This is a genomic window from Streptomyces sp. NBC_01498 (assembly GCF_036327775.1).
In the GTDB taxonomy this organism is placed as follows: Bacteria; Actinomycetota; Actinomycetes; order Streptomycetales; family Streptomycetaceae; genus Streptomyces.
Map to the genome: position 1 here is coordinate 1,663,747 of NZ_CP109598.1, position 22,746 is coordinate 1,686,492.

The 22,746-nt window shown below is 71.7% G+C and carries 18 protein-coding genes and 1 pseudogene; 4 read left to right on the forward strand and 15 right to left on the reverse strand.

Going from position 1 to position 22,746, the window contains the following annotated elements:
• Nucleotides 1-395 precede the first annotated feature (395 nt).
• The 7 genes and pseudogenes from truB to rimP all read right to left on the reverse strand — a co-directional run bounded on the left by truB (nucleotide 396) and on the right by rimP (nucleotide 8,071).
• On the reverse strand, nucleotides 396-1,307 hold the full coding sequence (gene truB, locus OG875_RS06810) for a tRNA pseudouridine(55) synthase TruB (protein ID WP_330173331.1): 912 nt from the start codon (nucleotides 1,305-1,307) through the stop codon (nucleotides 396-398).
• The gene (rbfA, locus tag OG875_RS06815) at nucleotides 1,304-1,846 is read right to left on the reverse strand and encodes a 30S ribosome-binding factor RbfA (protein ID WP_330173332.1); all 543 of its coding nucleotides are present in this window, start codon (nucleotides 1,844-1,846) and stop codon (nucleotides 1,304-1,306) included. The genes truB and rbfA overlap by 4 nt, the downstream gene beginning before the upstream one ends.
• A 102-nt stretch (nucleotides 1,847-1,948) precedes the next feature.
• The gene (locus OG875_RS06820) at nucleotides 1,949-2,242 is read right to left on the reverse strand and encodes a DUF503 domain-containing protein (protein ID WP_330173333.1); all 294 of its coding nucleotides are present in this window, start codon (nucleotides 2,240-2,242) and stop codon (nucleotides 1,949-1,951) included.
• A gap of 287 nt (nucleotides 2,243-2,529) precedes the next feature.
• Nucleotides 2,530-5,652 carry a translation initiation factor IF-2 gene (gene infB / locus OG875_RS06825; protein WP_330173334.1) on the reverse strand — a complete coding sequence of 1,041 codons (3,123 nt, stop codon included), beginning with the start codon at nucleotides 5,650-5,652 and terminating at the stop codon, nucleotides 2,530-2,532.
• Nucleotides 5,653-5,840: 188 nt separating this feature from the next.
• Nucleotides 5,841-6,110 (reverse strand): annotated as a pseudogene (locus OG875_RS06830) (YlxR family protein); the annotation flags it as partial.
• Nucleotides 6,111-6,497: 387 nt separating this feature from the next.
• Entirely contained in the window at nucleotides 6,498-7,571 is a 1,074-nt protein-coding gene (nusA, locus tag OG875_RS06835) for a transcription termination factor NusA (protein ID WP_330173335.1), read from the reverse strand.
• A gap of 2 nt (nucleotides 7,572-7,573) precedes the next feature.
• Nucleotides 7,574-8,071 carry a ribosome maturation factor RimP gene (gene rimP, locus OG875_RS06840; protein ID WP_330173336.1) on the reverse strand — a complete coding sequence of 166 codons (498 nt, stop codon included), beginning with the start codon at nucleotides 8,069-8,071 and terminating at the stop codon, nucleotides 7,574-7,576.
• A gap of 228 nt (nucleotides 8,072-8,299) precedes the next feature.
• On the opposite strand from rimP, the gene OG875_RS06845 reads away from it, so the two are divergent.
• The 3 genes from OG875_RS06845 to OG875_RS06855 are packed head-to-tail and all read left to right on the forward strand — an operon-like array spanning nucleotide 8,300 to nucleotide 10,255.
• Nucleotides 8,300-8,878 carry a hypothetical protein gene (locus OG875_RS06845; RefSeq protein ID WP_330177626.1) on the forward strand — a complete coding sequence of 193 codons (579 nt, stop codon included), beginning with the start codon at nucleotides 8,300-8,302 and terminating at the stop codon, nucleotides 8,876-8,878.
• On the forward strand, nucleotides 8,875-9,300 hold the full coding sequence (locus OG875_RS06850) for a ferritin-like domain-containing protein (RefSeq protein ID WP_330173337.1): 426 nt from the start codon (nucleotides 8,875-8,877) through the stop codon (nucleotides 9,298-9,300). Before OG875_RS06845 ends, OG875_RS06850 begins: the two co-directional genes overlap by 4 nt.
• Before the next feature lie 34 nt (nucleotides 9,301-9,334).
• Nucleotides 9,335-10,255: an aminoglycoside phosphotransferase family protein gene (locus tag OG875_RS06855; protein ID WP_330173338.1), complete on the forward strand. Its 921-nt coding sequence runs from the start codon at nucleotides 9,335-9,337 to the stop codon at nucleotides 10,253-10,255.
• Between the two features lie 287 nt (nucleotides 10,256-10,542).
• Here OG875_RS06855 and OG875_RS06860 read toward each other — a convergent pair whose 3' ends face one another.
• From OG875_RS06860 to OG875_RS06890, 7 genes are all read right to left on the reverse strand, one after another.
• Nucleotides 10,543-12,243 (reverse strand): proline--tRNA ligase, encoded by a 1,701-nt coding sequence (locus OG875_RS06860; protein WP_330173339.1) that lies wholly within the window; start codon nucleotides 12,241-12,243, stop codon nucleotides 10,543-10,545.
• 96 nt (nucleotides 12,244-12,339) lie between these two features.
• Entirely contained in the window at nucleotides 12,340-12,915 is a 576-nt protein-coding gene (locus tag OG875_RS06865) for a GNAT family N-acetyltransferase (protein ID WP_330173340.1), read from the reverse strand.
• A gap of 15 nt (nucleotides 12,916-12,930) precedes the next feature.
• Complete coding sequence (locus OG875_RS06870; RefSeq protein WP_330177627.1) at nucleotides 12,931-13,773, reverse strand: GNAT family N-acetyltransferase; 843 nt, start codon at nucleotides 13,771-13,773, stop codon at nucleotides 12,931-12,933.
• A 263-nt stretch (nucleotides 13,774-14,036) separates the two neighbouring features.
• Nucleotides 14,037-15,191 carry a flavodoxin-dependent (E)-4-hydroxy-3-methylbut-2-enyl-diphosphate synthase gene (ispG, locus tag OG875_RS06875; protein WP_330173341.1) on the reverse strand — a complete coding sequence of 385 codons (1,155 nt, stop codon included), beginning with the start codon at nucleotides 15,189-15,191 and terminating at the stop codon, nucleotides 14,037-14,039.
• A gap of 288 nt (nucleotides 15,192-15,479) precedes the next feature.
• On the reverse strand, nucleotides 15,480-16,781 hold the full coding sequence (locus OG875_RS06880) for a M50 family metallopeptidase (RefSeq protein WP_330173342.1): 1,302 nt from the start codon (nucleotides 16,779-16,781) through the stop codon (nucleotides 15,480-15,482).
• On the reverse strand, nucleotides 16,778-18,040 hold the full coding sequence (gene dxr / locus OG875_RS06885) for a 1-deoxy-D-xylulose-5-phosphate reductoisomerase (protein WP_330173343.1): 1,263 nt from the start codon (nucleotides 18,038-18,040) through the stop codon (nucleotides 16,778-16,780). Before dxr ends, OG875_RS06880 begins: the two co-directional genes overlap by 4 nt.
• A gap of 171 nt (nucleotides 18,041-18,211) precedes the next feature.
• Nucleotides 18,212-19,036, reverse strand: a complete 825-nt coding sequence (locus OG875_RS06890) for a hypothetical protein (protein WP_330173344.1) — start codon at nucleotides 19,034-19,036, stop codon at nucleotides 18,212-18,214.
• 462 nt (nucleotides 19,037-19,498) lie between these two features.
• Between OG875_RS06890 and OG875_RS06895 the strand changes: the two genes are divergently transcribed.
• Entirely contained in the window at nucleotides 19,499-20,713 is a 1,215-nt protein-coding gene (locus tag OG875_RS06895; protein ID WP_330173345.1) for a glycoside hydrolase family 64 protein, read from the forward strand.
• A 65-nt stretch (nucleotides 20,714-20,778) separates the two neighbouring features.
• Here the strand turns inward: OG875_RS06895 and OG875_RS06900 are convergent, their stop codons facing one another.
• Nucleotides 20,779-22,740, reverse strand: a complete 1,962-nt coding sequence (locus OG875_RS06900) for an acyl-CoA dehydrogenase family protein (RefSeq protein WP_330173346.1) — start codon at nucleotides 22,738-22,740, stop codon at nucleotides 20,779-20,781.
• Between the last annotated feature and the right edge of the window lie 6 nt (nucleotides 22,741-22,746).

Below are 22,746 nucleotides of genomic sequence, written 5' to 3' on the forward strand. Positions count from 1 at the left end.
TGCTCCGGAGCTGACCGCGTGACAGGCCACCGCCGCCCTACCCCCGCGTCAGGGGACCACCGCATCAGCGGCGAAGGCCGGTCCCCGCCGTACCCGCCCGGCCCGCCCCATCCGCCCGCCCACCCCCGCCCCGGTGGGGCGCGACGAGAGCCGGGGGAGCGCCCCCGGTGCCCCCTCCGTTGCCCCCGAGCGCCCGCACCGGTGAGGTGCGTCCCCCGGACCGCGTGGACAGATATCGAGGGAGGGGGATCGTGGAGCGGGCAGGCCGTCGTGCCCGCTCCACGATGCGGCCGTACCGCCCTGACCGACCCCGCAGCCACGGGAACGGCTCATGCTCCACCCGGCGATCACCGGAACAGCCGGAGCAGCCGGAACAGTCAGTGCCCGACCCGTGGTCAGCCGAAGACGGCGAGGCTCTTCGCCCGCCCGCCCTGTTCCTCCACCAGTGCCAGGAACCGCCCGTCGGGGCCGAAGGCCGCCACGGGCCCCGGGCCGCCCCCTTCCCGCCGCGCCGGCATGTCCAGCCGTACGCCGTTGAGGAGCAGCTTCGCCCGTTTCTCGTCCACGTCCCAGCGCGGGAACGCCGCCGAGGCGGCGTCGGCGACCGGCATGACCGTGAGTTGCTCCTGGTGCTGGTCGAGCGTCCTCGCCCCGTCGAGGCCGTACGGACCGACCCGTGTCCGGCGCAGCGCCGTCAGGTGCCCCCCGACGCCCAGCCCGGCGCCGAGGTCACGCGCGAGGGCGCGGATGTACGTGCCCGAGGAGCAGACGACCGACACGACCAGGTCGACCACCGGCGTACCGTCCTCGGCGACGCCCGTGCGGACGTCGTACACGCGGAACGACGAGACCGTCACCGGCCGGGCCGGGATCTCGAAGTCCTCGCCGCCCCGTACACGTGCGTACGACCGTTTCCCGTCGATCTTGATCGCGCTGACCTTGGACGGCACCTGCATGATCGGACCGGTGAGGGCCGCGACCCCGGCGTCGATGCCCTCGCGGGTGACGCCGGACGCGTCGGTGGACGACGTCGTCTCGCCCTCCGCGTCGTCGGTGACGGTGTCCTGCCCCAGCCTGATCGTGCCGAGGTACTCCTTCTCGGTCAGGGCGAGGTGGCCCAGCAGTTTGGTGGCCCGTTCCACGCCGAGGACGAGGACGCCCGTCGCCATGGGGTCGAGCGTGCCGGCGTGACCGACGCGGCGGGTCCTGGCGATGCCGCGCATCTTGGCCACGACGTCGTGCGAAGTGAAACCCGACGGCTTGTCCACGATGACAAGGCCGTCGGGCGTGGGGAGTTGCTGTGTCATTGAGCGGCGGCACCGTCCGTGTCGTCGCCGTCGCGGCCCGCCTCGCCGGAGGCCGTGGCAGGTCCGCCACCCGCGCCCTCGGCGCCTTCGCCGGCCTCGCCGTCCTCGTCGTAGCCCTCGTCACCGGGCTTGCGGTAAGGGTCGGCCTCGCCCGCGTAGGTCTTACCGGTCGACACCTCCCGCACCTCGGCGTCCTTGGCGCGGGCCTTGTCGAGCAGGTCCTCGATGGTGCGGGCGTTGTCCGGCAGGGCGTCCGGGACGAACGCCAGCGTCGGCGTGAACCGGACGCCCGTCTGGCGGCCGACCTCGGAGCGCAGCACTCCCTTGGCGCTCTCCAGGGCGGCGGCGGACGCCGCGCGTTCCTCGTCGTCGCCGTAGACCGTGTAGAAGACCGTGGCCTCCCGCAGGTCGCCGGTGACCCGGGCGTCCGTGATGGTCACGAAGCCCAGTCGCGGATCCTTGATACGCCGGTCCAGGGTCTCCGCGACCACGACCTGGATGCGGTCGGCCAGCTTGCGGGCCCGCGCGTTGTCGGTCACCGGTCCGTCACTCTTCCTTCTGGTTTCTTGTCTGCCGCTCTTGCCGCCGCTGCGGCGGTGCTCCCGCCGTCGCGGCCCTCGCCTGCCCCGGGGGCGGGCGGCTCAGTCGTCGTCGCCGTGCAGCCGCCGTCGTACGGACAGCAGCTCCACCTCCGGACGGCCGGCGACCATGCGCTCGCACCGGTCCAGAACGTCTCTCAGATGTCCCGTGTCCCCGGACACCATCGCCAGACCGATCTCGGCCCTGCGATGGAGGTCCTGGTCGCCGGTCTCCGCCGCACTCACCGCGAACTTCCGCTGGAGTTCGGCGACGATCGGCCGGACGATCGAGCGTTTCTCCTTCAAAGACCGTACGTCGCCGAGGAGCAGGTCGAAGGAGAGGGTCCCCACATACATGTGTTTCCGGATGTCCCGCCGGTACGGGGTCGGGCCCGCCAGCGCTTGGCGGGGGCACACGAACCGTACAGGGAACGGCCGGGGCCGATCGACGGAATTAGCACCGCCGACCGGCCCCGGACCCGCCGATGCCGCCCGAGCGGAACCCGGGCGGCATCGGCACCGCGTCACCTCACGTCACCTCGGATCCCCATGGATCATCTCGGTCACGCGTCGTTCACGGCTGCCACGGCGGTCACGTGACGGCGACCCGCGGCCGGTGTCCCGGCCGTGGGTCGGTCCGTACGTCAGCCGCGCGGCTTCTCGCGCATCTCGTACGTCGCGATGACGTCGTCGATCTTGATGTCGTTGAAGTTTCCGAGGTTGATACCGCCCTCGTAGCCTTCGCGGATCTCGGTGACGTCGTCCTTGAAGCGGCGCAGACCCTGGATGTTGAGGTCCTCCGCGATGACCTTTCCGTCGCGGACGAGCCGGGCCTTGGTGTTGCGCCTGACCTCGCCGGACCGGATGAGGACACCGGCGATGTTGCCGAGCTTGGACGAGCGGAAGACCTCGCGGATCTCCGCCGTACCGAGCTCGATCTCCTCGTACTCCGGCTTGAGCATGCCCTTGAGGGCCGCCTCGATCTCCTCGATGGCCTGGTAGATCACCGAGTAGTAGCGGACGTCGACACCCTCGCGGTCGGCCATCTGCGAGGCACGCCCCGCGGCGCGCACGTTGAAGCCGATGACGATGGCGTCGGAGCCCATCGCCAGGTCGATGTCGGACTCCGTGACCGCACCGACGCCGCGGTGCAGCACCCGGATGTCGACCTCTTCGCCGACGTCGAGCTGGAGCAGCGAGGACTCGAGAGCCTCCACCGAACCGGACGCGTCGCCCTTGATGATGAGGTTGAGTTCCTGCACCAGGCCGGCCTTGAGGGCCTCGTCCAGGTTCTCCAGGGAGAACCTGACGCCCTTGCGGGCGAACGCCGCGTTCCGCTCACGAGCGGCGCGCTTCTCGGCGATCTGCCGCGCGGTGCGGTCCTCGTCGACGACCAGGAAGTTGTCGCCGGCGCCGGGGACGTTGGTGAGTCCCAGGACCAGGACGGGGGTCGCGGGACCCGCTTCCTCGACGTTGTTGCCGTTGTCGTCGAGCATCGCCCGGACACGGCCGTACGCGTCACCGGCGACCATCGTGTCGCCGACGCGCAGCGTGCCGCGCTGGACGAGCACGGTGGCGACGGCGCCGCGACCGCGGTCGAGGTGCGCCTCGATGGCGATACCCTGCGCGTCCTGTTCCGGGTTGGCCCGGAGGTCGAGCGAGGCGTCCGCCGTGAGGACCACGGCCTCCAGCAGGCTGTCGATGTTCAGGCCCTGCTTGGCGGAGATGTCGACGAACATGGTGTCGCCGCCGTACTCCTCGGCCACGAGACCGTATTCGGTCAGCTGACCGCGCACCTTCGTCGGGTCCGCGCCCTCGACGTCGATCTTGTTGACCGCGACCACGATCGGCACGTCGGCCGCCTTGGCGTGGTTCAGCGCCTCGATCGTCTGGGGCATCACACCGTCGTTCGCCGCGACCACGAGGATCGCGATGTCGGTGGACTTGGCACCACGGGCACGCATGGCGGTGAACGCCTCGTGGCCCGGGGTGTCGATGAAGGTGATGCGGCGCTCTTCGTTGTTGACCTCGGTGGCGACCTGGTACGCGCCGATGTGCTGCGTGATACCGCCGGCCTCGCCCGCGACGACGTTCGTCTTGCGGATCGCGTCCAGCAGCCGGGTCTTACCGTGGTCGACGTGACCCATGACGGTCACGACCGGCGGACGCGCGACGAGGAACTCCTCGCCGCCCTCGTCCTCGCCGAACTCGATGTCGAAGGACTCGAGAAGCTCGCGGTCCTCCTCCTCCGGGCTGACGATCTCGACGACGTAGTTCATCTCGCCGGCGAGCACGTGCAGCGTGTCGTCGGAGACGGACTGCGTGGCCGTGACCATCTCGCCGAGGTTCATCATCACGGCGACGAGCGACGCCGGGTTGGCGTTGATCTTCTCCGCGAAGTCCGTGAGCGAGGCACCGCGCGACAGCCGGACGGTCTGTCCCTGGCCACGCGGCAGCATGACGCCGCCCACCGACGGGGCCTGCATGGCCTCGTACTCCTGGCGCCTCTGACGCTTCGACTTACGGCCACGACGGGCCGGTCCACCGGGACGGCCGAACGCGCCCTGTGTGCCACCGCGGCCACCGGGACCACCCGGACGTCCGCCGAAGCCGGGACGGCCACCGCCGCCACCGAAACCGCCACCACCGGGACGACCCGGAGCACCGCCGCCGCCACCGCCACCGGGACGGCCGGCGAAACCGCCGCCACCGCCACCGCCGGGACGACCGGCGAAGCCGCCGCCGCCACCGGGACGACCGCCGCCACCGGCGGGCCGGCCGGCACCGGCGGGACCGCGGCCTCCGCCGGGGCCACCACCGGGACGCGGACCCGCGGCGGGACGCTGCGGCATCATGCCCGGGTTGGGACGGTTACCGGCGGGAGCGCCGCCGGGACGCGGGGCCTGCGGACGGGGCATCCCACCGGGGGCGGGACGACCGCCCGGACCACCGGCACCGGCCTGCGGACGAGGACCGCCCTGACCGGCGCCCTGCGGACGCGGACCACCCGGCGCACCGGCACCGCCGGGACGGGGCGCGCCACCCGGACGGGGCGCCTGCGGGCGCGCCATTCCGGTGGAGCCACCCGAGGTGAAGGGGTTGTTGCCCGGACGGGGACCCGCCGGACGAGCACCCGGACGGGCACCCTGACCGGCCGGACGCGCGGGGCGTTCGCCGCCGCGGCCACCGTCACGGCCGCCCTCACGGCCGCCGTCGCGCTGACCGCCACCGGCGGCCGGACGGGCGCCACCGGCGGGGCGGGGCCCCGGGGTGGCCGACGCGGGACGCGCGGACTGCGGCGCCTGGGGCGCCGCGGGCTGCGCCGGAGCCGGGGCCGAGAACTCGGCCGCGGGTACCGGGGCGGGCGCGGGCCTCGCCGCCGCGGGCTTCGGACCGGGACGCGGGCCGGAGGCGGGCGTCGCGGCCGGAGCCGGAGAGGAAGGGGTGCTGCTCCGCGGGGCCTCGGCGGCGGCCGGCTTGGGGGCCGGGGCGCCGGGCTTGGGGGCAGCCGGACGTGCCGCCTGCGCCGGGGAGGGCGCGGCGGGCTTGGCGGGGCTCGCCTTACGGGGCGCCCCGGGCTTCGCCGCGGGCTTGGCGGCGTTGCCGCCGGGGCCCTGCAAAGCGTCAGTCAATTTACGTACAACCGGCGCCTCGATCGTCGAGGAAGCCGAACGGACGAATTCACCGAGTTCTTGGAGCTTGGCCATGACGACCTTGCTCTCCACGCCGAACTCCTTGGCGAGTTCGTATACCCGGACCTTAGCCACTTCGCTCCTTTTAGGTCCGGGTTACCGCCGGACCGTCGCTACTTCATGGGCGTACTCATCGCGTACTCATCGAGTGCTCATCGCAATCTCGACCTACTTCCAACTCGCGAGGTACCTGAACCGCACGGGGTTCCGTGCCGTACGTCTTCGTGCGTTGCTGTGTCCCGCACTGTCGTGTCGTGCGCCGCTGTCCGCTCGACATGGCGCAGCAGTTCCGTGCTGTCGAGCGGTCCCTTGACCCGGAAGGCCCGGGGAAACGCCCGGCGGCGGACCGCCTGATCGATACAGAACGAGGCGGGGTGTACATACGCGCCCCGGCCGGGCAGCGTACCGCGTGGATCAGGGAGGCAAGCACCCTCGACCACCACGATGCGCAGCAGATCGCTCTTGGCCGCTCGCTCCCGGCAACCCACGCAGGTTCGCTCAGGGCAGGCGCGGGCATGCGTCCGGCCAGACATCTTCAAGTCTACCTCCCCGCGCCGTCCCCACCCCTTTCGGGGCAGTGGGCGAGCGCTCGCTGGCCAAAAAGACTCGGTTGTTCCCCGGCGGGTCCGCCGTCGCGCGTCGCCGCACGTTGCGGGCCCCGTACGGGGTGATCGCCGGCGGCACGCGGTGGGCGCGGACGGCCGGTGGACGCCGGGTGATGGCCGGATACGGTGCGGCCGACCGGCCGCGTGAGGGCGGCCGGGACCGCGCAGTGCCGTACGCGGGGCGTCCCCGCCCCGTCGGCCCCGCGGGCCCCACCGATGCCCGCTCCGCCGGCCGGTGAGCCGTGTCCCGCAGGCACCGTGGGTTCCGGCGCACCGGCCCGCGGTGCCGGTCCCGCCGGTGCCCCGCCGGTGCCGTCAGCGGCGGTCGCCGCGCGGCGACCTTTGGCCGCCCGCCGGAGCTCCGTCCCTGTCCGCGTCGCCGGCCGCGCCGTTCCCGTCCGCCCCGTCGGTCTGCTCCGTGTCGGGCCGGATGTCGATGCGCCAGCCGGTGAGGCGGGCGGCGAGGCGGGCGTTCTGGCCCTCCTTGCCGATCGCCAGCGACAGCTGGTAGTCCGGCACCGTCACGCGCGCGGAGCGGGCGCCGAGGTCGACGACCTCGACCTTGCTGACCCGGGCCGGGGAAAGGGCGTTGCCGACCATCTCGGCCGGGTCGTCCGACCAGTCCACGATGTCGATCTTCTCACCGTGCAGCTCCGCCATCACGTTGCGCACCCGCGCGCCCATGGGGCCGATGCAGGCGCCCTTGGGGTTGAGGCCGGAGCGGGTGGAGCGCACGGCGATCTTCGTACGGTGCCCCGCCTCGCGGGCGATCGCGCAGATCTCCACGGAGCCGTCCGCGATCTCCGGGACCTCCAGCTCGAACAGCTTCTTCACGAGGCTGGGGTGGGTGCGCGACAGGGTGACGGAGGGGCCCCGTACGCCCTTGGCCACGCGGACCACGAACGTACGCAGCCGCAGACCGTGCGTGTACTCCTCGCCCGGCACCTGCTCCTGCACCGGGAGGATCGCCTCCAGCTTGTCGTCGAGCCGCACCAGGACGTTCCTGGGGTCCTTGCCCTGCTGGACCTGGCCGGCGACGATGTCGCCCTCACGGCGCGCGTACTCACCGAACGTGACGTCGTTCTCCGCGTCCCGCAGACGCTGCTGGATGACCTGCCGCGCCGTGGTGGCGGCGATACGGCCGAAGTCCGACGGGGTGTCGTCGAACTCCTTGGCCTCCTGGCCCTCCTCCAGCTCCGACGGATCCTCCTTGGCCCACACCGTCACATGACCGTTGTCACGGCTGAGGACGACGCGGGCGGCGCGGCGGCTTCCCTCGGTGCGGTGGTAGGCGATGAGGAGGGCGGATTCGATCGCCTCGACCAGCAGGTCGAACGGGATCTCCTTCTCTTGTGCCAAGCCCTTCAGGAGCTTCACGTCGATGTCCATGGCTACGCCTCCTCTTCCTTCTTGTCCTTGCGGTTGAATTCGAGTTCCACGCGCGCCTTGGCGATCGACGCGAACTCGACCCGGCGGGCGGTCGGCCTGCGCCCCTTCACGCCCGGTACTTCGAGGTCGAGCCCTTCCTCGTCCACCGCGAGAAGACGGGCCACGAATTCGTCGCCCCCGTGGAGCTGGATCTTCGCCAGACGGCCGACGGCGCGCTCGTAGTGGCGGCGCTCGGTCAGCGGGCGGTCGGCTCCCGGGGAGGTCACTTCGAGCTGGTACTCGTCCTCGCCCATCACGTCGGTCTCGTCGAGACTCGTGGAGATGGTGCGGCTCAGCTCGGCACACGCGTCCAGGTCCACCCCGTCGTCGGAGTCGACCACGATTCTCAGCACACGGCGCCTGCCCGCCCGGGACACCTCGATGTCTTCGAGATCCAGGCCCTTGGCACTGACGAGCGGCTCAAGCATTCCGCGCAGCCTCTCGCTGGGGGTGGTGCTCATCCGGGTGACTCCTCGGCCGCGTGTGTGCTGTTGTGGGATCGTCGCGTGTCAGGCAAAGGGTATCCGGTCGCGGGGGGTGTTGCCGTCCACCTGCGGCTGACCCGCAGGTACGCTCGCCTGCGGTGATCACTGCGAGGCCCGAGGGAGACACGCGTGGGGCGCACGGGGACGACACGGAGAGGTGCGCTCGTGGCGGCGGGTGCCGTGGCCGGAGGTCTGTTGACCACCGTGTTGACGGCCTGCTCCGGCTCGGACGAGGACGAGTCCGGCGGCCCGGCGGGCGCGGCGGCGGCGCGGGCCGCGAAGGCGCTGCGGGCGAGGTCCGCGCGGACGAGCGGGGCTCTGCTGCTGCGGTACGACGCGGTGATCGCGAGGCATCCGGGGCACGCGGCGCGACTGACGCCGTTACGGGTCTCGGTCGCCCGGCACGTGGCCGCGCTGACACCGCCCGCCGACCCTTCCGAGAAGGGCGGGGGGCCCGAGAAGGACGGTGAGCCTGAGAGGGGCGGGTCCGCCGCGCCGTCGCCGTCGGTGTCGTTGTCCGCCGCCACGTCCGCGCCCGCGTCCGCCTCGTCGGCGCCGTCGCGGGCTCCGTCGGTCGGCGACGCCGGGCCCACCGCCCCGCCCTCCGTGCCGGACGACCCCGGCGCCGCGCTGAAGGACCTGGCCGCCGCCGAGCGCCGTACCTCCGACGCGCACGCCGCGGCACTGGTCCACGCCCCACCGGAACTCGCCCGGCTGCTCGCCTCGCTCGCGGCGGCCGGCGCCGCCCACGCGTACCTGCTGACGGAAGGGGTCCCCGCGTGAGCGACGACGGTGTGCTGGACGCCGCCCAGGCGGCGCTCGCGGCGGAGCACGCCGCGGTGTACGGGTACGGCGTCGTCGGCGGGCGCCTGGACGACGCGCGGCGCGCGGAGGCCACGGCCGCGTACGACGCGCACCGTGCCCGGCGCGACGCGCTGGCGCGTACGGTGCGCGACCTCGGCGGGAAACCGGCGGTGGCCGCCGCCGCGTACGCCCTGCCCTTCGAGGTGCCCGACGCGGCCGCCGCCCTGCGCCTCGCGGCGGATCTGGAGGACCGGATCGCGGGTGTCTACTCCGACCTCGTGCGGGCCTCCAGGGGGCCGCTGCGCCAACAGGCGGCGGGGGCGCTGCGCGAGGCGGCGGTGCGGGCGGTGCGCTGGCGGGGCAGCGGCGTAGCCTTCCCTGGGCTCGCCGAGCGTCTGTGAGCCCGTTCGCTCCGGAAAGGGGAACTGGGCGCGCATGGCTTTCGAACCGCCGCAGCGGCTGGTGCGCGCCCTCGGCGAGACGTACGGGGCGTCCGTAGCTGGAGAGTGGCTCGGGCGGCTGCCCGGGATCGCCCAGGACGCGGTGACGGGGCGGGAGTTGACGGTCGAGCGGGTGGTGGTGCCGGGTGGCCGGAGCAGCCTGGTGGTGCTCGTACGGCGTCCCGACGGGGCCCCCGCCGCGCTCAAGGTGGCGCCGCCGTTCGCGGCCCCGGAGGCGGAGCGGGCGGCGCTGGCGCACTGGAGGGGCTGGGGCGCGGTGGAACTGATCTCGGGCTCCGACGGTGCGCTGCTGCTGGAGCGGCTCCACTCCGAGACGTCACTGCGTTCCCTGGCCGAGGCGAAGGCGCTGCTCGAAGCGGCGGGAACGGTGCGGAAGTTGTGGGTCGAACCCCCCGCCGGCCACGGCTTCGAAACGGTCGCCGGGCGGACGGAGCGGCAGGCGACGGCGATGCGGGCGGCGACCGACCCCCAGGTCGCTCCGCTCGTCACGGCGGCGCTCGACGCGCGCGTGGAACTGCTCGGGGGCGGTGACGGGGGCGGCCCCGGAGACGCCGCGTCGGAGTCGTTCCTGCTCCACGGGGCGTTCCGCCAGGGCAAGGTGCTCGCGGGCGACCGGTCGCCGTGGCTGGCGGTCGGCCCCGCGCCCGTGGTCGGCGAGCGCGCGTACGACCTGGCACGCCTGGTGCGCGACCGGGTGGAGGATCTGGTCGCGGCGGCGTCGGGCGCCGCGGCGACGCGGCGCCGTGTGACCAGGCTGGCCGACTCGCTGGACATCGACCGTGAGCGGCTGCGTGGCTGGACCCTGTTCCGCGCGGTGGAGTCGGGTGTTCGCGCGCTGGGCGCCGGACGGCGCCAAGACGCGGAACTGTTGCTTGAGTTCGCGGGCTGGCTGTAGCGCGTACGGCCCCCGGGGACACGTCCCCACGCGCCCGTCACCGTTTCCCCGGCGCCGCGCCGTACAGACGGGCCTCACGGGGCGGTACGGAGCGATAAGGGCGGCGACGGGGCGGCGCAGGCGGCCCTACGCGCCCGGTGCCGAGGAGGATGACGGGGACCAGGCCGAGCACGGGGCGCAGGGACGGGGCGGTACGGGGCGGGTGCGTCACCGTCATCCGGTCCTGCCGCCCGCCCCGTACCCCGTACGCGCTTCCCTCGTGGGCGGCCTCGTGGGCCGCGACGGCGTCAGGCCGTGACAGCCGTGAGGCGCTCGATCGCCTCGGCGACGGTGAGTTCCTCGCGCTCCCCGGTGCGGCGGTCCTTGAGCTCCACCACTCCGTCGCCCGCGCGGCGCCCCGCGACCAGGATCCACGGCACACCGATCAGCTCCGCGTCCGTGAACTTCACTCCCGGCGAGACCCCGGGGCGCTCGTCCACGAGCACCCGCAGCCCCGCCGCGCCCAGCTTCTCGGCGACGTCGAGCGCCAGCTCCGTCTGGAGCGCCTTGCCCGCCGCGACGACGTGCACGTCCGCCGGCGCGATCTCACGGGGCCAGCACAGACCCTGCTCGTCGGCGGTCTGCTCCGCGAGCGCGGCGACGGCGCGGGAGACGCCGATGCCGTAGGACCCCATGGTCACCCGCACCGGCTTGCCCTGCTGCCCCAGCACGTCGAGCTGGAAGGTGTCGGCGTACTTGCGGCCCAGCTGGAAGATGTGGCCGATCTCGATGGCGCGGCCCAGCTTCAGTCCGGCGCCGCACACGGGGCAGGGGTCGCCCTCCTCGACGACCACGACGTCCAGGTAGTCGTCGACCTCGAAGTCGCGTCCGCAGACGACGTCGCGCGCGTGGGTGTCGGCCTTGTTCGCGCCGGTCACCCACGCCGTGCCGGGCGCGACGCGCGGGTCGGCGATGTAGCGGATCTTCAGCCCCTGGGGGCCGACGTAGCCGCGTACCAGGTCGGGCCGGCCCTCGAAGTCCTCGGCCGTGACCAGTTCCACGACGGCGGGCGCCAAGTGCTCGCCGAGCTTGCCGAGGTCCACCTCGCGGTCACCGGGAACGCCGACGGCGGTGATCTCCCCGTCGACCTTCACCAGCAGGTTCTTCAGCGTCGCGGAGGCCGGGACGCCCAGGAACGCGGCCAGCGTCTCGATGGTCGGCGTGTCGGGGGTGTCCAGCTCCTCCAGGGGCCCGTGCGCCGACCCGTCGACGGGGCCGGTGCTGAACGTGACCGCCTCCGTGTTGGCGGAGTAGTCGCCGTTGGGGCAGTCCACGAAGGTGTCCTCGCCGGCGGCGGCCGGGGCCAGGAACTCCTCGGACGCGGAGCCGCCCATCGCGCCGGAGACCGCGGAGACGATGCGGTAGTCGAGCCCGAGGCGCGCGAAGATCTTCTGGTACGCGCCGCGGTGGAGCGCGTACGACTCGGCGAGGCCCTCGTCGGTGGTGTCGAAGGAGTACGAGTCCTTCATCTGGAACTCACGGCCGCGCAGCACGCCGGAGCGGGGCCGCGCCTCGTCCCGGTACTTCGTCTGGATCTGGTAGAGCATCACCGGCAGGTCCTTGTAGGACGTGCACTGGTCCTTCACGACGAGGGTGAAGATCTCCTCGTGCGTGGGACCGAGCAGATAGTCGCCGCCCTTGCGGTCCTTGAGGCGGAAGAGCAGGTCGCCGTACTCGTCCCAGCGACCGCTCGCCTCGTAGGGCTCCTTGGGAAGCAGCGCCGGCAGCAGTACTTCCTGCGCCCCGATGGCGTCCATCTCCTCGCGCACGACGCCCGCGATGTTGTCGAGGACCTTCTTACCGAGGGGGAGCCAGCTCCAGAGGCCGGCCGAGGTGCGCCGCACGTACCCGGCGCGGACCAGAAGCTTGTGGCTGAGGGTCTCCGCGTCCGCCGGATCGTCGCGCAGTGTCTTGGCCATCAGTCGGGACATGCGCTGGACCTGGGACATGGGGAGCACTCCTGCGGTTTCTTCTCGGTTGTTGCCAGGGAGGTTAGCCGGGGCGGACCGGCAGGCGGAAATCAGTAATCCCGCCCCGTACGGGGCTCAGCGGCGCCGCAGCGGCAGCGGGGCGCCCATCACGGCGTACGGTTTCGCGGCGCTCGGGAAGCCGACCCGGCGCGCCAGGTCCTGGTAGCCGAGGGCGCGGTAGAGGCGGCGTGCGGGGCTCTCGATGTCGATCGCGGAGAGGATCGAGCGGGGCTCCCGCGCGAGGTCGGTGACGGTCGTGATGAGGTCGCGCCCGGTGCCCCGGCCCTGGAACGCCGGGTGGACATGCAGTTCCGTGATCACGAAGGAGTCGTCCAGCCAGCCGTCGACGCCCTCCGCGCGCAGATACGGCTCCACGACCGTGGACCACCAGTGGGAACGGTCGTTCGGCATGCCGTAGACGAAGCCGGCCAGCCGCCCCTCGCGCGTGACCGCCCCGTACGCGCGCGCACCGGGCACCAGGAGGTGCCGCAGCACGATCTGGCGCCGTACGCCGATCTCGCCCTCGCTCAGCCCGAAGGCGAGCGCCTGTACCGCGAGCGCCTCGTCCACGCGCGCGGCGAGGTCGATGGGGCCGACGCGTACGTCGGGGACCGGGGAGCCGCTCCCGGGAAAGCTCGGCACGCTGGGCATGGCCGAACCCTACTTTCAGAAGAGGACGCTCATGAACGCGCCCACCTCGCGGAAGCCCACCCGTCGGTAGGAGGCCCTGGCCGGGGTGTTGTAGTCGTTGACGTAGAGGCTCACGACGGGGGCGACGTCGGCGAGCGCGTACCGTACGACGGCCGCCATCCCCGTCTCGGAGAGGCCCCGGCCGCGGAACTCGGGGGCGACCCAGACGCCCTGGATCTGGCACGCGCGCGACGTGGCCGCGCCGATCTCCGCCTTGAAGATCACCTTGCCGTCGTCGATACGGGCGAACGAGCGCCCGGCTCCAACGAGTTCGGCCACCCTCGCCTGGTAGAGCAGCCCGCCGTCGCCGGCCAGCGGTGAGACGCCGACCTCCTCGGTGAACATCGCCACACAGGCCGGCATGATCGTTTCGAGTTCGTCCTTGCGGATGCGGCGGACGAGGGGGTCGGGCCGCACCGTGTCCGGGACCCGCTCGGTGACCATGAGGGGCTGATTCCCGCGAACCTCGCGGGCGGGGCCCCAGTTGGGCTCCAGCAGCCGCCAGAGAAGCGCCGTGGGCTCGGCGGGGCCGACGATGGAGGAGCAGCGGCGGCCCGCCCGGCGGGCGCGGTCCGCGAAGGCCCGTACAGCCTCGGGGGGCGCGCAGATCGGCACCAGGTTGGCGCCGGAGTAGCAGAGCGAGCGCAGCCGCCCGTCCGCGTACCAGCCCCACATCTCGCCGCCGAGGCGCCAGGGGTCGAGGCCCGCCGTCCGGACGCGCGCAGTCACGAACGCGTTGGCGACGGGCTCACTGTCAAGAATGGCGAGCGCGGCGTCGAGTTCGCCCGGATCAAGCACCCGGGTGGTGGTCTGCGTCAACACGAGAAGGGCCTCACCATACGTCTGCCGATTCTCCGCACTGTACCCGCCGCTCCCGCGGTGTGCCGCGTACGCGTCAGGGCCCCGCTCCCCGGACGCCCGGAGGCGTGGGGAACGGGGCCCTGACGGAGCCGTGTGCGCGACACGTGAGGCCCTGGGGGCGAGGGGCCGGGCGCCGAGCCGTGGGCGGTGAGACCGCGGGCGTACGGCTCCGAGAAGCCCCCGCACCGGTCGCGGACGGGTCGGCCCTCGCGCGGGGGCCGTCAGCTGATGGAGACCTCGGGCTCGCCCGACGCGATGCCGTCCCTCTCCATCTGTTCGGCGATCTTCATGGCTTCCTCGATGAGGGTCTCGACGATCTTCGACTCCGGCACCGTCTTGATGACCTCGCCCTTGACGAAGATCTGCCCCTTGCCGTTGCCGGACGCGACGCCCAGATCCGCCTCACGGGCCTCGCCGGGACCGTTGACGACACAGCCCATCACGGCGACGCGCAGCGGCACCTCCAGGCCGTCCAGACCCGCGCTCACCTGGTCCGCCAGCTTGTACACGTCCACCTGCGCCCGCCCGCACGACGGGCACGACACGATCTCCAGCCGCCGCTGCTTCAGGTTCAGCGACTCCAGGATCTGGAGGCCGACCTTGACCTCCTCCGCCGGCGGCGCGGACAGCGACACCCGGATCGTGTCGCCGATGCCCTCGCTCAGCAGCGCGCCGAACGCCACCGCCGACTTGATCGTCCCCTGGAACGCCGGGCCGGCCTCCGTGACACCGAGGTGCAGCGGATAGTCGCAGCGGGCCGCCAGCTGCCGGTAGGCGTTGACCATCACGACCGGGTCGTTGTGCTTCACCGAGATCTTGATGTCCTGGAAGCCGTGCTCCTCGAAGAGCGACGCCTCCCACAGAGCCGACTCGACCAGGGCCTCCGGTGTCGCCTTCCCGTACTTGCGCAGCAGCCGCGCGTCCAGGGATCCGGCGTTGACCCCGATACGGATGGGCGTCCGCGCCGCGGAGGCCGCCTTCGCGATCTCCTTGACCTTGTCGTCGAACTGCTTGATGTTGCCCGGGTTGACCCGGACCGCCGCGCATCCGGCGTCGATGGCCGCGAACACGTACTTGGGCTGGAAATGAATGTCCGCGATCACCGGGATCTGGGACTTGGACGCGATCGTCGCGAGCGCGTCCGCGTCGTCCTGCGTCGGGCACGCCACCCGCACGATCTGGCACCCGGACGCCGTCAACTCGGCGATCTGCTGGAGGGTCGCCCCGATGTCGGACGTACGTGTCGTCGTCATCGACTGCACCGACACCGGCGCGTCACCACCGACGGCCACCGTGCCGACCTGGATCTTCCGGCTGACCCTCCGGTCGGCGAGCTTCGTCGGAACATCCGGCATTCCGAGAGAAATCGCAGTCATCTGCAGTACAACCCCAAGGTGTGGATCGCGGTCCCGAGTTCGGCGGGCTCCAGCATCGAGATTACGGCACCGGCACCCGGTAGGAGCACAGCGCTGCGCGCAAACCACCCGAAGGCTTGCGGCCGGGTGCGAAGGTGCACCCGGCCGCAAGGCGTTGGCCGTCCCGGCGACACGGCCCGTTCGCCGTCGTACGGTCGATCGGCCGTACGTCCCGCCGTGCGGCGCTACGTGCGTCCTGCCGTACGAAGGAGGTCGGGCACGCGGCCGGGGCCGGGCGCCCGTCGCCGACTACATGATCTTGACGGGATTCACCACGTCGGCGATGAGCACCAGCAGCGTGAAGCAGATGAAGATCCCGGCCACGACGTAGGCGACGGGCATCAGCTTGGCGACGTCGAACGGTCCCGGGTCCGGCCTCTTGAAGAGGCGGGCGAGTGAGCGGCGTACGGATTCCCACAGCGCACCGGCCATGTGCCCGCCGTCGAGCGGCAGCAGCGGCAGCATGTTGAAGAGGAACAGCGAGAGATTGAATCCGGCCAGCAGGAACAGCATCATCGCCACCTGGTTCTGGGCCGGGACGTCCAGCGTCATCACCTCGCCGCCGATCCGCGCGGCACCGACGACACCGACGGGTGAGTCGTCCTTGCGCTCGCCGTCGGAGAAGGCGGCGTTCCACAGATCGGGGATCTTGGACGGCAGCGCGATGATCGACTCGACACCGGTCACGATCATGTCGCCCATGCGGTCGACGGACTCTCCGAAGGAGAGCGGGACGATCTCGGTGGCCGCGGCGAAGCCCAGGTAGCCGGCGGGCACGAACTTGTCCGGGACGACCTCCCCGTCGGAGTTCTTCTCCGCCACCATGTTCTTCGCGAGCGTCGCCCGGAGGACCTGCTCCTTGCCGTCACGCTCGACCGTGAGGGTGGCGGGGCCGATCGTCTCCCTGATGAGGGTGGAGAGCACGGACCACTTCTCGACCCGCTCTCCGTTGAAGGCGACGATCCTGTCGCCCTCCTGAAGACCGGCGGCGCGGGCCGGCGATACGGGGTCCCCCGCGGCGCACTTCTCACGGTCCTCGCTCTGCGAGATGACGCACTTCTGGACGCCGGCGACCTCGGTGGTCTGGGTCTGGAAGCCGAAGCTCATCGCGACGCCCATGAAGATCACGACGGCGAGGACCAGGTTCATGAACGGTCCCGCGAACATCACGATCATGCGCTTCCACGGCTTGCGCGTGTAGAAGAGCCGGGTCTCGTCGCCCTCCTTCAGCTCCTCGAAGGCGGCCGAGCGGGCGTCCTCGATCATGCCGCGCCAGGGGGAGGTGGACCGCGCCTCTATCCGTCCGTCGGCGCCCGGCGGGAACATCCCGATCATGCGGATGTAGCCACCGAGCGGGATCGCCTTGATCCCGTACTCGGTGTCGCCGCGCCGGCGCGACCAGAGGGTGGGGCCGAACCCGACCATGTACTGCGGCACCCGGATGCCGAAGAGTTTGGCCGTCGACAGGTGGCCCAACTCGTGCCACGCGATGGAGAAGAGCAGCCCAACGGCGAAGATCACTATGCCGAGGACTGTCAACAGGATCGTCATGCGCGAGCCTCCGCTGGCTGTGCTTCGCCGAATTTCTCTGCCACTTCGCGGGCGCGGGCGCGCGCCCAGGTCTCCGCGTCGAGGACGTCCGCCACGGTGAGCGAGGTTCCCCCGGAGGGCTGTCCGTGCTCGGCGACGACTTCGGTGACGGTGTCCATGATGCCGTTGAACGGCAGCCGTCCGGCGAGAAACGCCTCCACGCATTCCTCGTTGGCGGCATTGAACACCGCCGGGGCCGTGCCGCCCACCGATCCGACGTGCCGGGCGAGTCCGACCGACGGGAACGCCTCGTTGTCGAGCGGGAGGAACTCCCAGGTGGACGCCGTGGACCAGTCGAAGGCCGGAGCGGCGTCCGGCACCCGTACCGGCCAGCCGATACCCACGGCGATCGGGCCGCGCATGTCGGGCGGCGTGGCCTGGGCGAGAGTCGAGCCGTCCGTGAACTCCACCATCGAGTGGACGTACGACTGCGGGTGCACGACGACCTCGATGCGATCGAAGGGGATGTCGTACAGCAGGTGCGCCTCGATGACCTCCAGGCCCTTGTTGACGAGGGTCGCGGAGTTGATCGTGATCACGGGGCCCATCGCCCAGGTGGGGTGGGCGAGGGCGGCGTCGGGGGTGACGTCGGCCAGTTCCGCCCTCGTACGGCCGCGGAAGGGGCCGCCGGAGGCCGTGACGACCAGTTTGCGCACCTCGGCGCGGGTGCCCGCCGCGAGGGCCTGGAAGAGGGCGGCGTGCTCGGAGTCGACCGGAATGATCTGCCCGGGGCGGGCGAGCGCCTTGACCAGGGGCCCGCCGACGATCAGGGACTCCTTGTTGGCGAGGGCGAGCGTGCGGCCCGCCTTCAGGGCGGCGAGGGTCGGCGCGAGGCCGATGGATCCGGTGATGCCGTTGAGCACCGTGTGGCATGGGGACGTCGCGAGGTCGGTGGCGGCGTCCGGCCCCGCGAGGATCTCGGGGAGGGGTTCGGAGCCGTACTCCGCCCCCAGCGCCTCGCGCAGCGTCGGCACGGCGTCCTCACGGGCGACCGCCACGGTGCGGACCCGGAGCCGGCGCGCCTGTTCGGCGAGCAGTCCGACGCGCCCGCCTGCGGCGGACAGCGCGGTGACACGGAAACGGTCGGGGTTGCGCAGGACCAGGTCGATCGCCTGGGTGCCGATGGACCCGGTGGAGCCGAGGACGACGATGTCCCGGCGGCCTTCGGACGCGTCGAAGGCGATATGGGGGTCGGCGAGGGGGGCTGGACTGTCGCTCATGGCCCCATTCTTGCCGCATCGGGCCACGGCGCGGACGGTGAGGGGCGAAAACGGGGCGCGTCATCGGGGCGGCGCGGTGCGCGACACGGGGCGCGGACGCCCCGGGGACGCGGTCGGCGGGGCTCTGCGGGAGAGGGTGACGCGCGACGGTGCGGCGGGACGGCCCGCCGGTCAGTCCGTCGCGGCTGCCTCGAACTTCTTCCACTGTGCCGCCACGACCTCGTCGGGCACCCCGCCGAAGTCCTTGGTGTCCAGGGTCTCGGCGCGGAAGGAGAGGGTGGTGGGGCCGGAGCGTACGACGGTGAGGTACTCGTACAGCTTCAGCCTGCCCTTCACATCGAGGATCGTGAAGCGGTACGCCCGCGCCTCGTCGCCGACGTCCGGTGCCGGAACCGGCTCCGCCTTCAGGTACTGGCCCTCGGCCAGGGCCCGCTCCTCCACGAAGCCGCCCGCGCACGCTTTCTCGGCGGCACCGATCGCCTTCATGACGGAGGCGGCTTCGTCTCCGTCGTAGGAGCGGAGCTGAACGTCAACCATCGTTCCGCCCCACATGTCCTCGACGGCGCTGACTTCGCGGTTGACCTCGGACACGGGATCGAAGGCGGTGGCGCCTTCGGTGAGGCTGACGAAGGGCTGGCAGACAGCGGGGTCGGCCGTGTAGTCCTCATCGATGGGCGTGCCGAGGATCATCTCGGCGGCGGCGTACTTGCCCATCCTCTCGCCGTCGGTGAACGCGAGGGCCGTGAGGTCGCGCAGAGTCAGGGCCCCGGTGCCGCCGGACGCGCCGGAGGCCGTGGACGCGCCCGAGGGGCCCGGCGCGGCCCCGGACGCCCTGCCGTCCGTACGCGCACTCCCGCCGCCCTTCCCGCCGTCGCCCGCCCCGTCGCCGCAGGCCGCCGCACCGGTCAGGACGGCACCGGCGAGAGCGAGCGCCGCCACGGGGCGCCGCCACGCGCGCCGACCCGCCGGTCTTTCCTCGGTCCGTGCCTCGACCATGCCTGCCCCCGTCGTCGGTCGACGGCCCCGTCGGCCGTCCGTCCCCTCGGGTGCCCCGTTGCTGCCCCGGTTTCGTCAGGCTCGTCCGGCCGAGAGAGCCTGACGAACCGCCCGCCCGGCCGGGCAAGTTGCGCGCGCATAGGGTCACATCACGGCAAACTATGCCGTGTACGGGCCGTCAGCTCGCCCACGGGGCGGGCCGGGCGACCGCTCCGGGTGAAGTTGTCTTCCGCGAGTTGTGACTTCCTCATTGACACGCCATACGGGTGGCGCAATTCTGAGAGCGCTCTCAGAAAGGTCTGTACCTGAAGGGCAGCGCGGTTGCTTCCGGTCTCCCCACTTCCGGCTTCCGGTCCGCCGTCCGGCCCTTCGGTGGTACCCCGCCTCACCGGCGGCGTCCGTACGTCAGATTCCGCCCCCCACTGTCCCCACACGGACTCACCTGACGAGGAGGAAGAGCGAGTGCCTGCGATACGCAAGCTGCTGGCTTCGCTGGCCGCCGCGGTGGTTGTCACCACCGGTTTCACGGCCTTGACCACGGGAACCCCGGCCCAGGCCGTGGTCCCGGCCGAGGCCGCGGTCCCCAGCACCATTCCGTTCACCATCACGAACAACTCCGGCCGCGGCGAACAGGTCTACATCTACAACCTCGGTACGGAGCTCTCGTCCGGCCGACAGGGCTGGGCCGACGCCGGCGGCACCTTCCACGCCTGGCCCGGTGGCGGCAACCCGCCGACCCCCGCGCCCGACGCCTCGATCGCGGGCCCGGCCCAGGGCCAGAGCATGACGATCCGGCTGCCGAAGTTCTCCGGGCGGGTCTACTTCTCGTACGGGCAGAAGCTCGACTTCCGGCTCGCCACCGGCGGCCTGGTACAGCCCGCCGTACAGAATCCGAGCGACCCGAACAGCAACATCCTCTTCAACTGGTCGGAGTACACGCTCAACGACTCCGGTCTGTGGATCAACAGCACCCAGGTCGACATGTTCTCGGCGCCGTACGCCGTCGGGGTCAAGCTTCCCAACGGCACCACCAAGACCACGGGGCACCTGAAGCCGGGCGGCTACAACGGCTTCTTCAACTCGCTGAGGAGCCAGCCGGGCGGCTGGGCCGGACTGATCCGGACCCGGTCGGACGGCACCGTCCTGCGGGCTCTGGCGCCCGGTCACGGTGTCGCGTCCGGCGCCCTGCCGGCCGGCGTCATGAACGACTACATCGACCGGGTGTGGGCGAAGTACGCCAACTCCCCACTCACGGTGACCCCGTTCACGAATCAGCCGAACGTCAAGTACGTCGGCCGGGTCTCCGGCAACGTCATGAACTTCACCAACACCTCGGGCGCCGTGGTCACGTCGTTCCAGAAGCCGGACGCCGACAGCATCTTCGGCTGCTACAAGCTGCTCGACGCGCCCAACGACCAAGTACGGGGCCCGATTTCACGCACCCTGTGCGCGGGGTTCAACCGCTCCACGCTGCTGACCAACCCCAACCAGCCCGACGCGAGCGCGGCGGACTTCTACAAGGACTCCGTCACCAACCACTACGCGCGGAAGATCCACGAGCAGATGGTTGACGGCAAGGCGTACGCCTTCGCCTTCGACGACGTCGGGGCCCACGAGTCGCTGGTGCACGACGGCGACCCGCGCGAGGCGTTCCTCACGCTCGACCCGTTCAGCTGAGCCGACGCCCCGTCATGGCCGGGCCGCGCCCTCCGTGAGGAGGACGCGGCCCGGTCCGTGTTCGGTCAGTCGATCGGCCGGTGGACGTTCTCCCGCCGGGAGGGGCCCGGTGTGGCGTCCGCGATCCAGGGGCCGTCACCGCTCGGGTCGACGATGCCCTGCTCCAGCCACGCGTACGTCCCGGACAGCACGCCCTTGACGACCGTGCGGTCGATGTCGTCGGTGTTGGACCAGAGCCGCGTGAACAGCTCCTCCACACGGATCCGCGACTGCCGGCAGAAGACGTCGGCGAGCTGGTACGCCTCACGGCCGTGGTCCCCCGTGGTGCGCAGCATCTCGGCCCGTACGCAGGCCGCGCTCATCGCGAACAGTTCCGCCCCGATGTCCACGACGCGGCCGAGGAATCCCTGCTTGGTCTCCATGCCGCCCTGCCAGCGCGACATGGCGTAGAAGGTCGAGCGGGCGAGCTTGCGCGACGACCGCTCGACGTAGCGCAGGTGCGCCGCGAGATCCGGGTGCCCCTTGGGGTGAAACTCCGCATAGGAGTTGGGGAGTTGACCGGGCCCCGCGACGAGCTTGGGCAGCCAGCGCGCGTAGAAGGCGCCCGCCCCCGCGCCCGCCCTCGCCTTGTCGGACAGCGTCTTGTCCGGGTCGATGATGTCGCCGGCCACCGCCAGGTGGGCGTCGACCGCCTCGCGGGCGATCAGCAGATGCATGATCTCCGTGGAGCCCTCGAAGATCCGGTTGATCCGCATGTCGCGCAGGACCTGCTCGGCGGGCACGGCGCGCTCCCCCCGGGCCGCCAGGGAGTCCGCCGTCTCGAAGCCCCGTCCGCCGCGGATCTGGACCAGCTCGTCCGCCATGAGCCAGCCCATCTCGGAGCCGTACAGCTTGGCCAGCGCCGCCTCGATACGGATGTCGTTGCGGTCCTCGTCGGCCATCTGGGACGACAGGTCGACCACGGCCTCCAGGGCGAACGTCGTCGCCGCGATGAACGAGATCTTCTCGCCGACCGCCTCGTGGTGGGCGACGGGCTTGCCCCACTGTTCGCGCGCCGCCGTCCACTCACGGGCGATCTTGAGGCACCACTTGCCGGCGCCGACGCACATGGCGGGCAGCGAGAGGCGGCCGGTGTTGAGCGTGGTGAGCGCGATCTTGAGACCGGCGCCCTCGGGGCCGATACGGTTCGCCGCCGGGACCCGCACCTGGTGGAAGCGGGTGACCCCGTTCTCCAGACCGCGCAGGCCCATGAAGGCGTTGCGGTTCTCCACGGTGATGCCGGGCGAGTCCGCCTCGACGACGAAGGCGGTGATACCGCCCCGGCGCCCCTCGGACTTCGGTACGCGGGCCATCACGACGAGCAGGTCCGCGACGACGCCGTTGGTCGTCCAGAGCTTCACGCCGTCCAGCACGTAGTCGTCCCCGTCGCGTACGGCGCTGGTCGCGAGCCGGGCGGGGTCGGATCCCACGTCGGGCTCCGTAAGGAGGAAGGCGGAGATGTCGGTACGGGCGAGACGCGGCAGGAACGCGTCCTTCTGTTCCTGGGTGCCGAACATCTTGAGCGGCTGCGGTACGCCGATCGACTGATGCGCGGAGAGCAGCGCGCCGATCGACGCGTTCGCCATGCCGACCAGGGCGAGGGCCTTGTTGTAGTACACCTGGGTGAGGCCGAGGCCGCCGTATTTCCTGTCGATCTTCATGCCGAAGGCGCCGAGTTCCTTGAGGCCGGCCACGACCTCGTCGGGGATGCGCGCCTCGCGCTCGATCCGTGCACCGTCGATCCGGGTCTCGCAGAAGTCCCGCAGCGTGGCCAGGAAGGCTTCTCCGCGCCGTACGTCCTCCGCGGCGGGTGCGGGGTGGGGGTGGATGAGATCGAGCCGGAAACGGCCGAGGAAGAGCTCCTTGGCGAAGCTGGGCCTGCGCCAGCCCTGCTCTCGGGCGGCCTCGGCCACCTGTCGTGCTTCGCGTTCGGAGACCTTGGGCTCCGGGGCCTGGGCCGTGTCGAAGGAATCGGATGGAGCGGACATCGGGAA

Coding starts and splice junctions, on each gene's coding strand:
- dxr (WP_330173343.1), bottom strand. CDS start 18,040: ATGAGCGACAGTCCAGCCCCCCTCGCCGACCCCCATATCGCCTTCGAC.
- OG875_RS06900 (WP_330173346.1), bottom strand. CDS start 22,740: ATGTCCGCTCCATCCGATTCCTTCGACACGGCCCAGGCCCCGGAGCCC.
- truB (WP_330173331.1), bottom strand. CDS start 1,307: ATGACACAGCAACTCCCCACGCCCGACGGCCTTGTCATCGTGGACAAG.
- OG875_RS06890 (WP_330173344.1), bottom strand. CDS start 19,036: ATGGTCGAGGCACGGACCGAGGAAAGACCGGCGGGTCGGCGCGCGTGG.
- OG875_RS06855 (WP_330173338.1), top strand. CDS start 9,335: ATGGCTTTCGAACCGCCGCAGCGGCTGGTGCGCGCCCTCGGCGAGACG.
- OG875_RS06880 (WP_330173342.1), bottom strand. CDS start 16,781: ATGACGATCCTGTTGACAGTCCTCGGCATAGTGATCTTCGCCGTTGGG.
- OG875_RS06820 (WP_330173333.1), bottom strand. CDS start 2,242: ATGTATGTGGGGACCCTCTCCTTCGACCTGCTCCTCGGCGACGTACGG.
- OG875_RS06860 (WP_330173339.1), bottom strand. CDS start 12,243: ATGTCCCAGGTCCAGCGCATGTCCCGACTGATGGCCAAGACACTGCGC.
- OG875_RS06865 (WP_330173340.1), bottom strand. CDS start 12,915: ATGCCCAGCGTGCCGAGCTTTCCCGGGAGCGGCTCCCCGGTCCCCGAC.
- ispG (WP_330173341.1), bottom strand. CDS start 15,191: ATGACTGCGATTTCTCTCGGAATGCCGGATGTTCCGACGAAGCTCGCC.
- nusA (WP_330173335.1), bottom strand. CDS start 7,571: ATGGACATCGACGTGAAGCTCCTGAAGGGCTTGGCACAAGAGAAGGAG.
- rimP (WP_330173336.1), bottom strand. CDS start 8,071: ATGAGCACCACCCCCAGCGAGAGGCTGCGCGGAATGCTTGAGCCGCTC.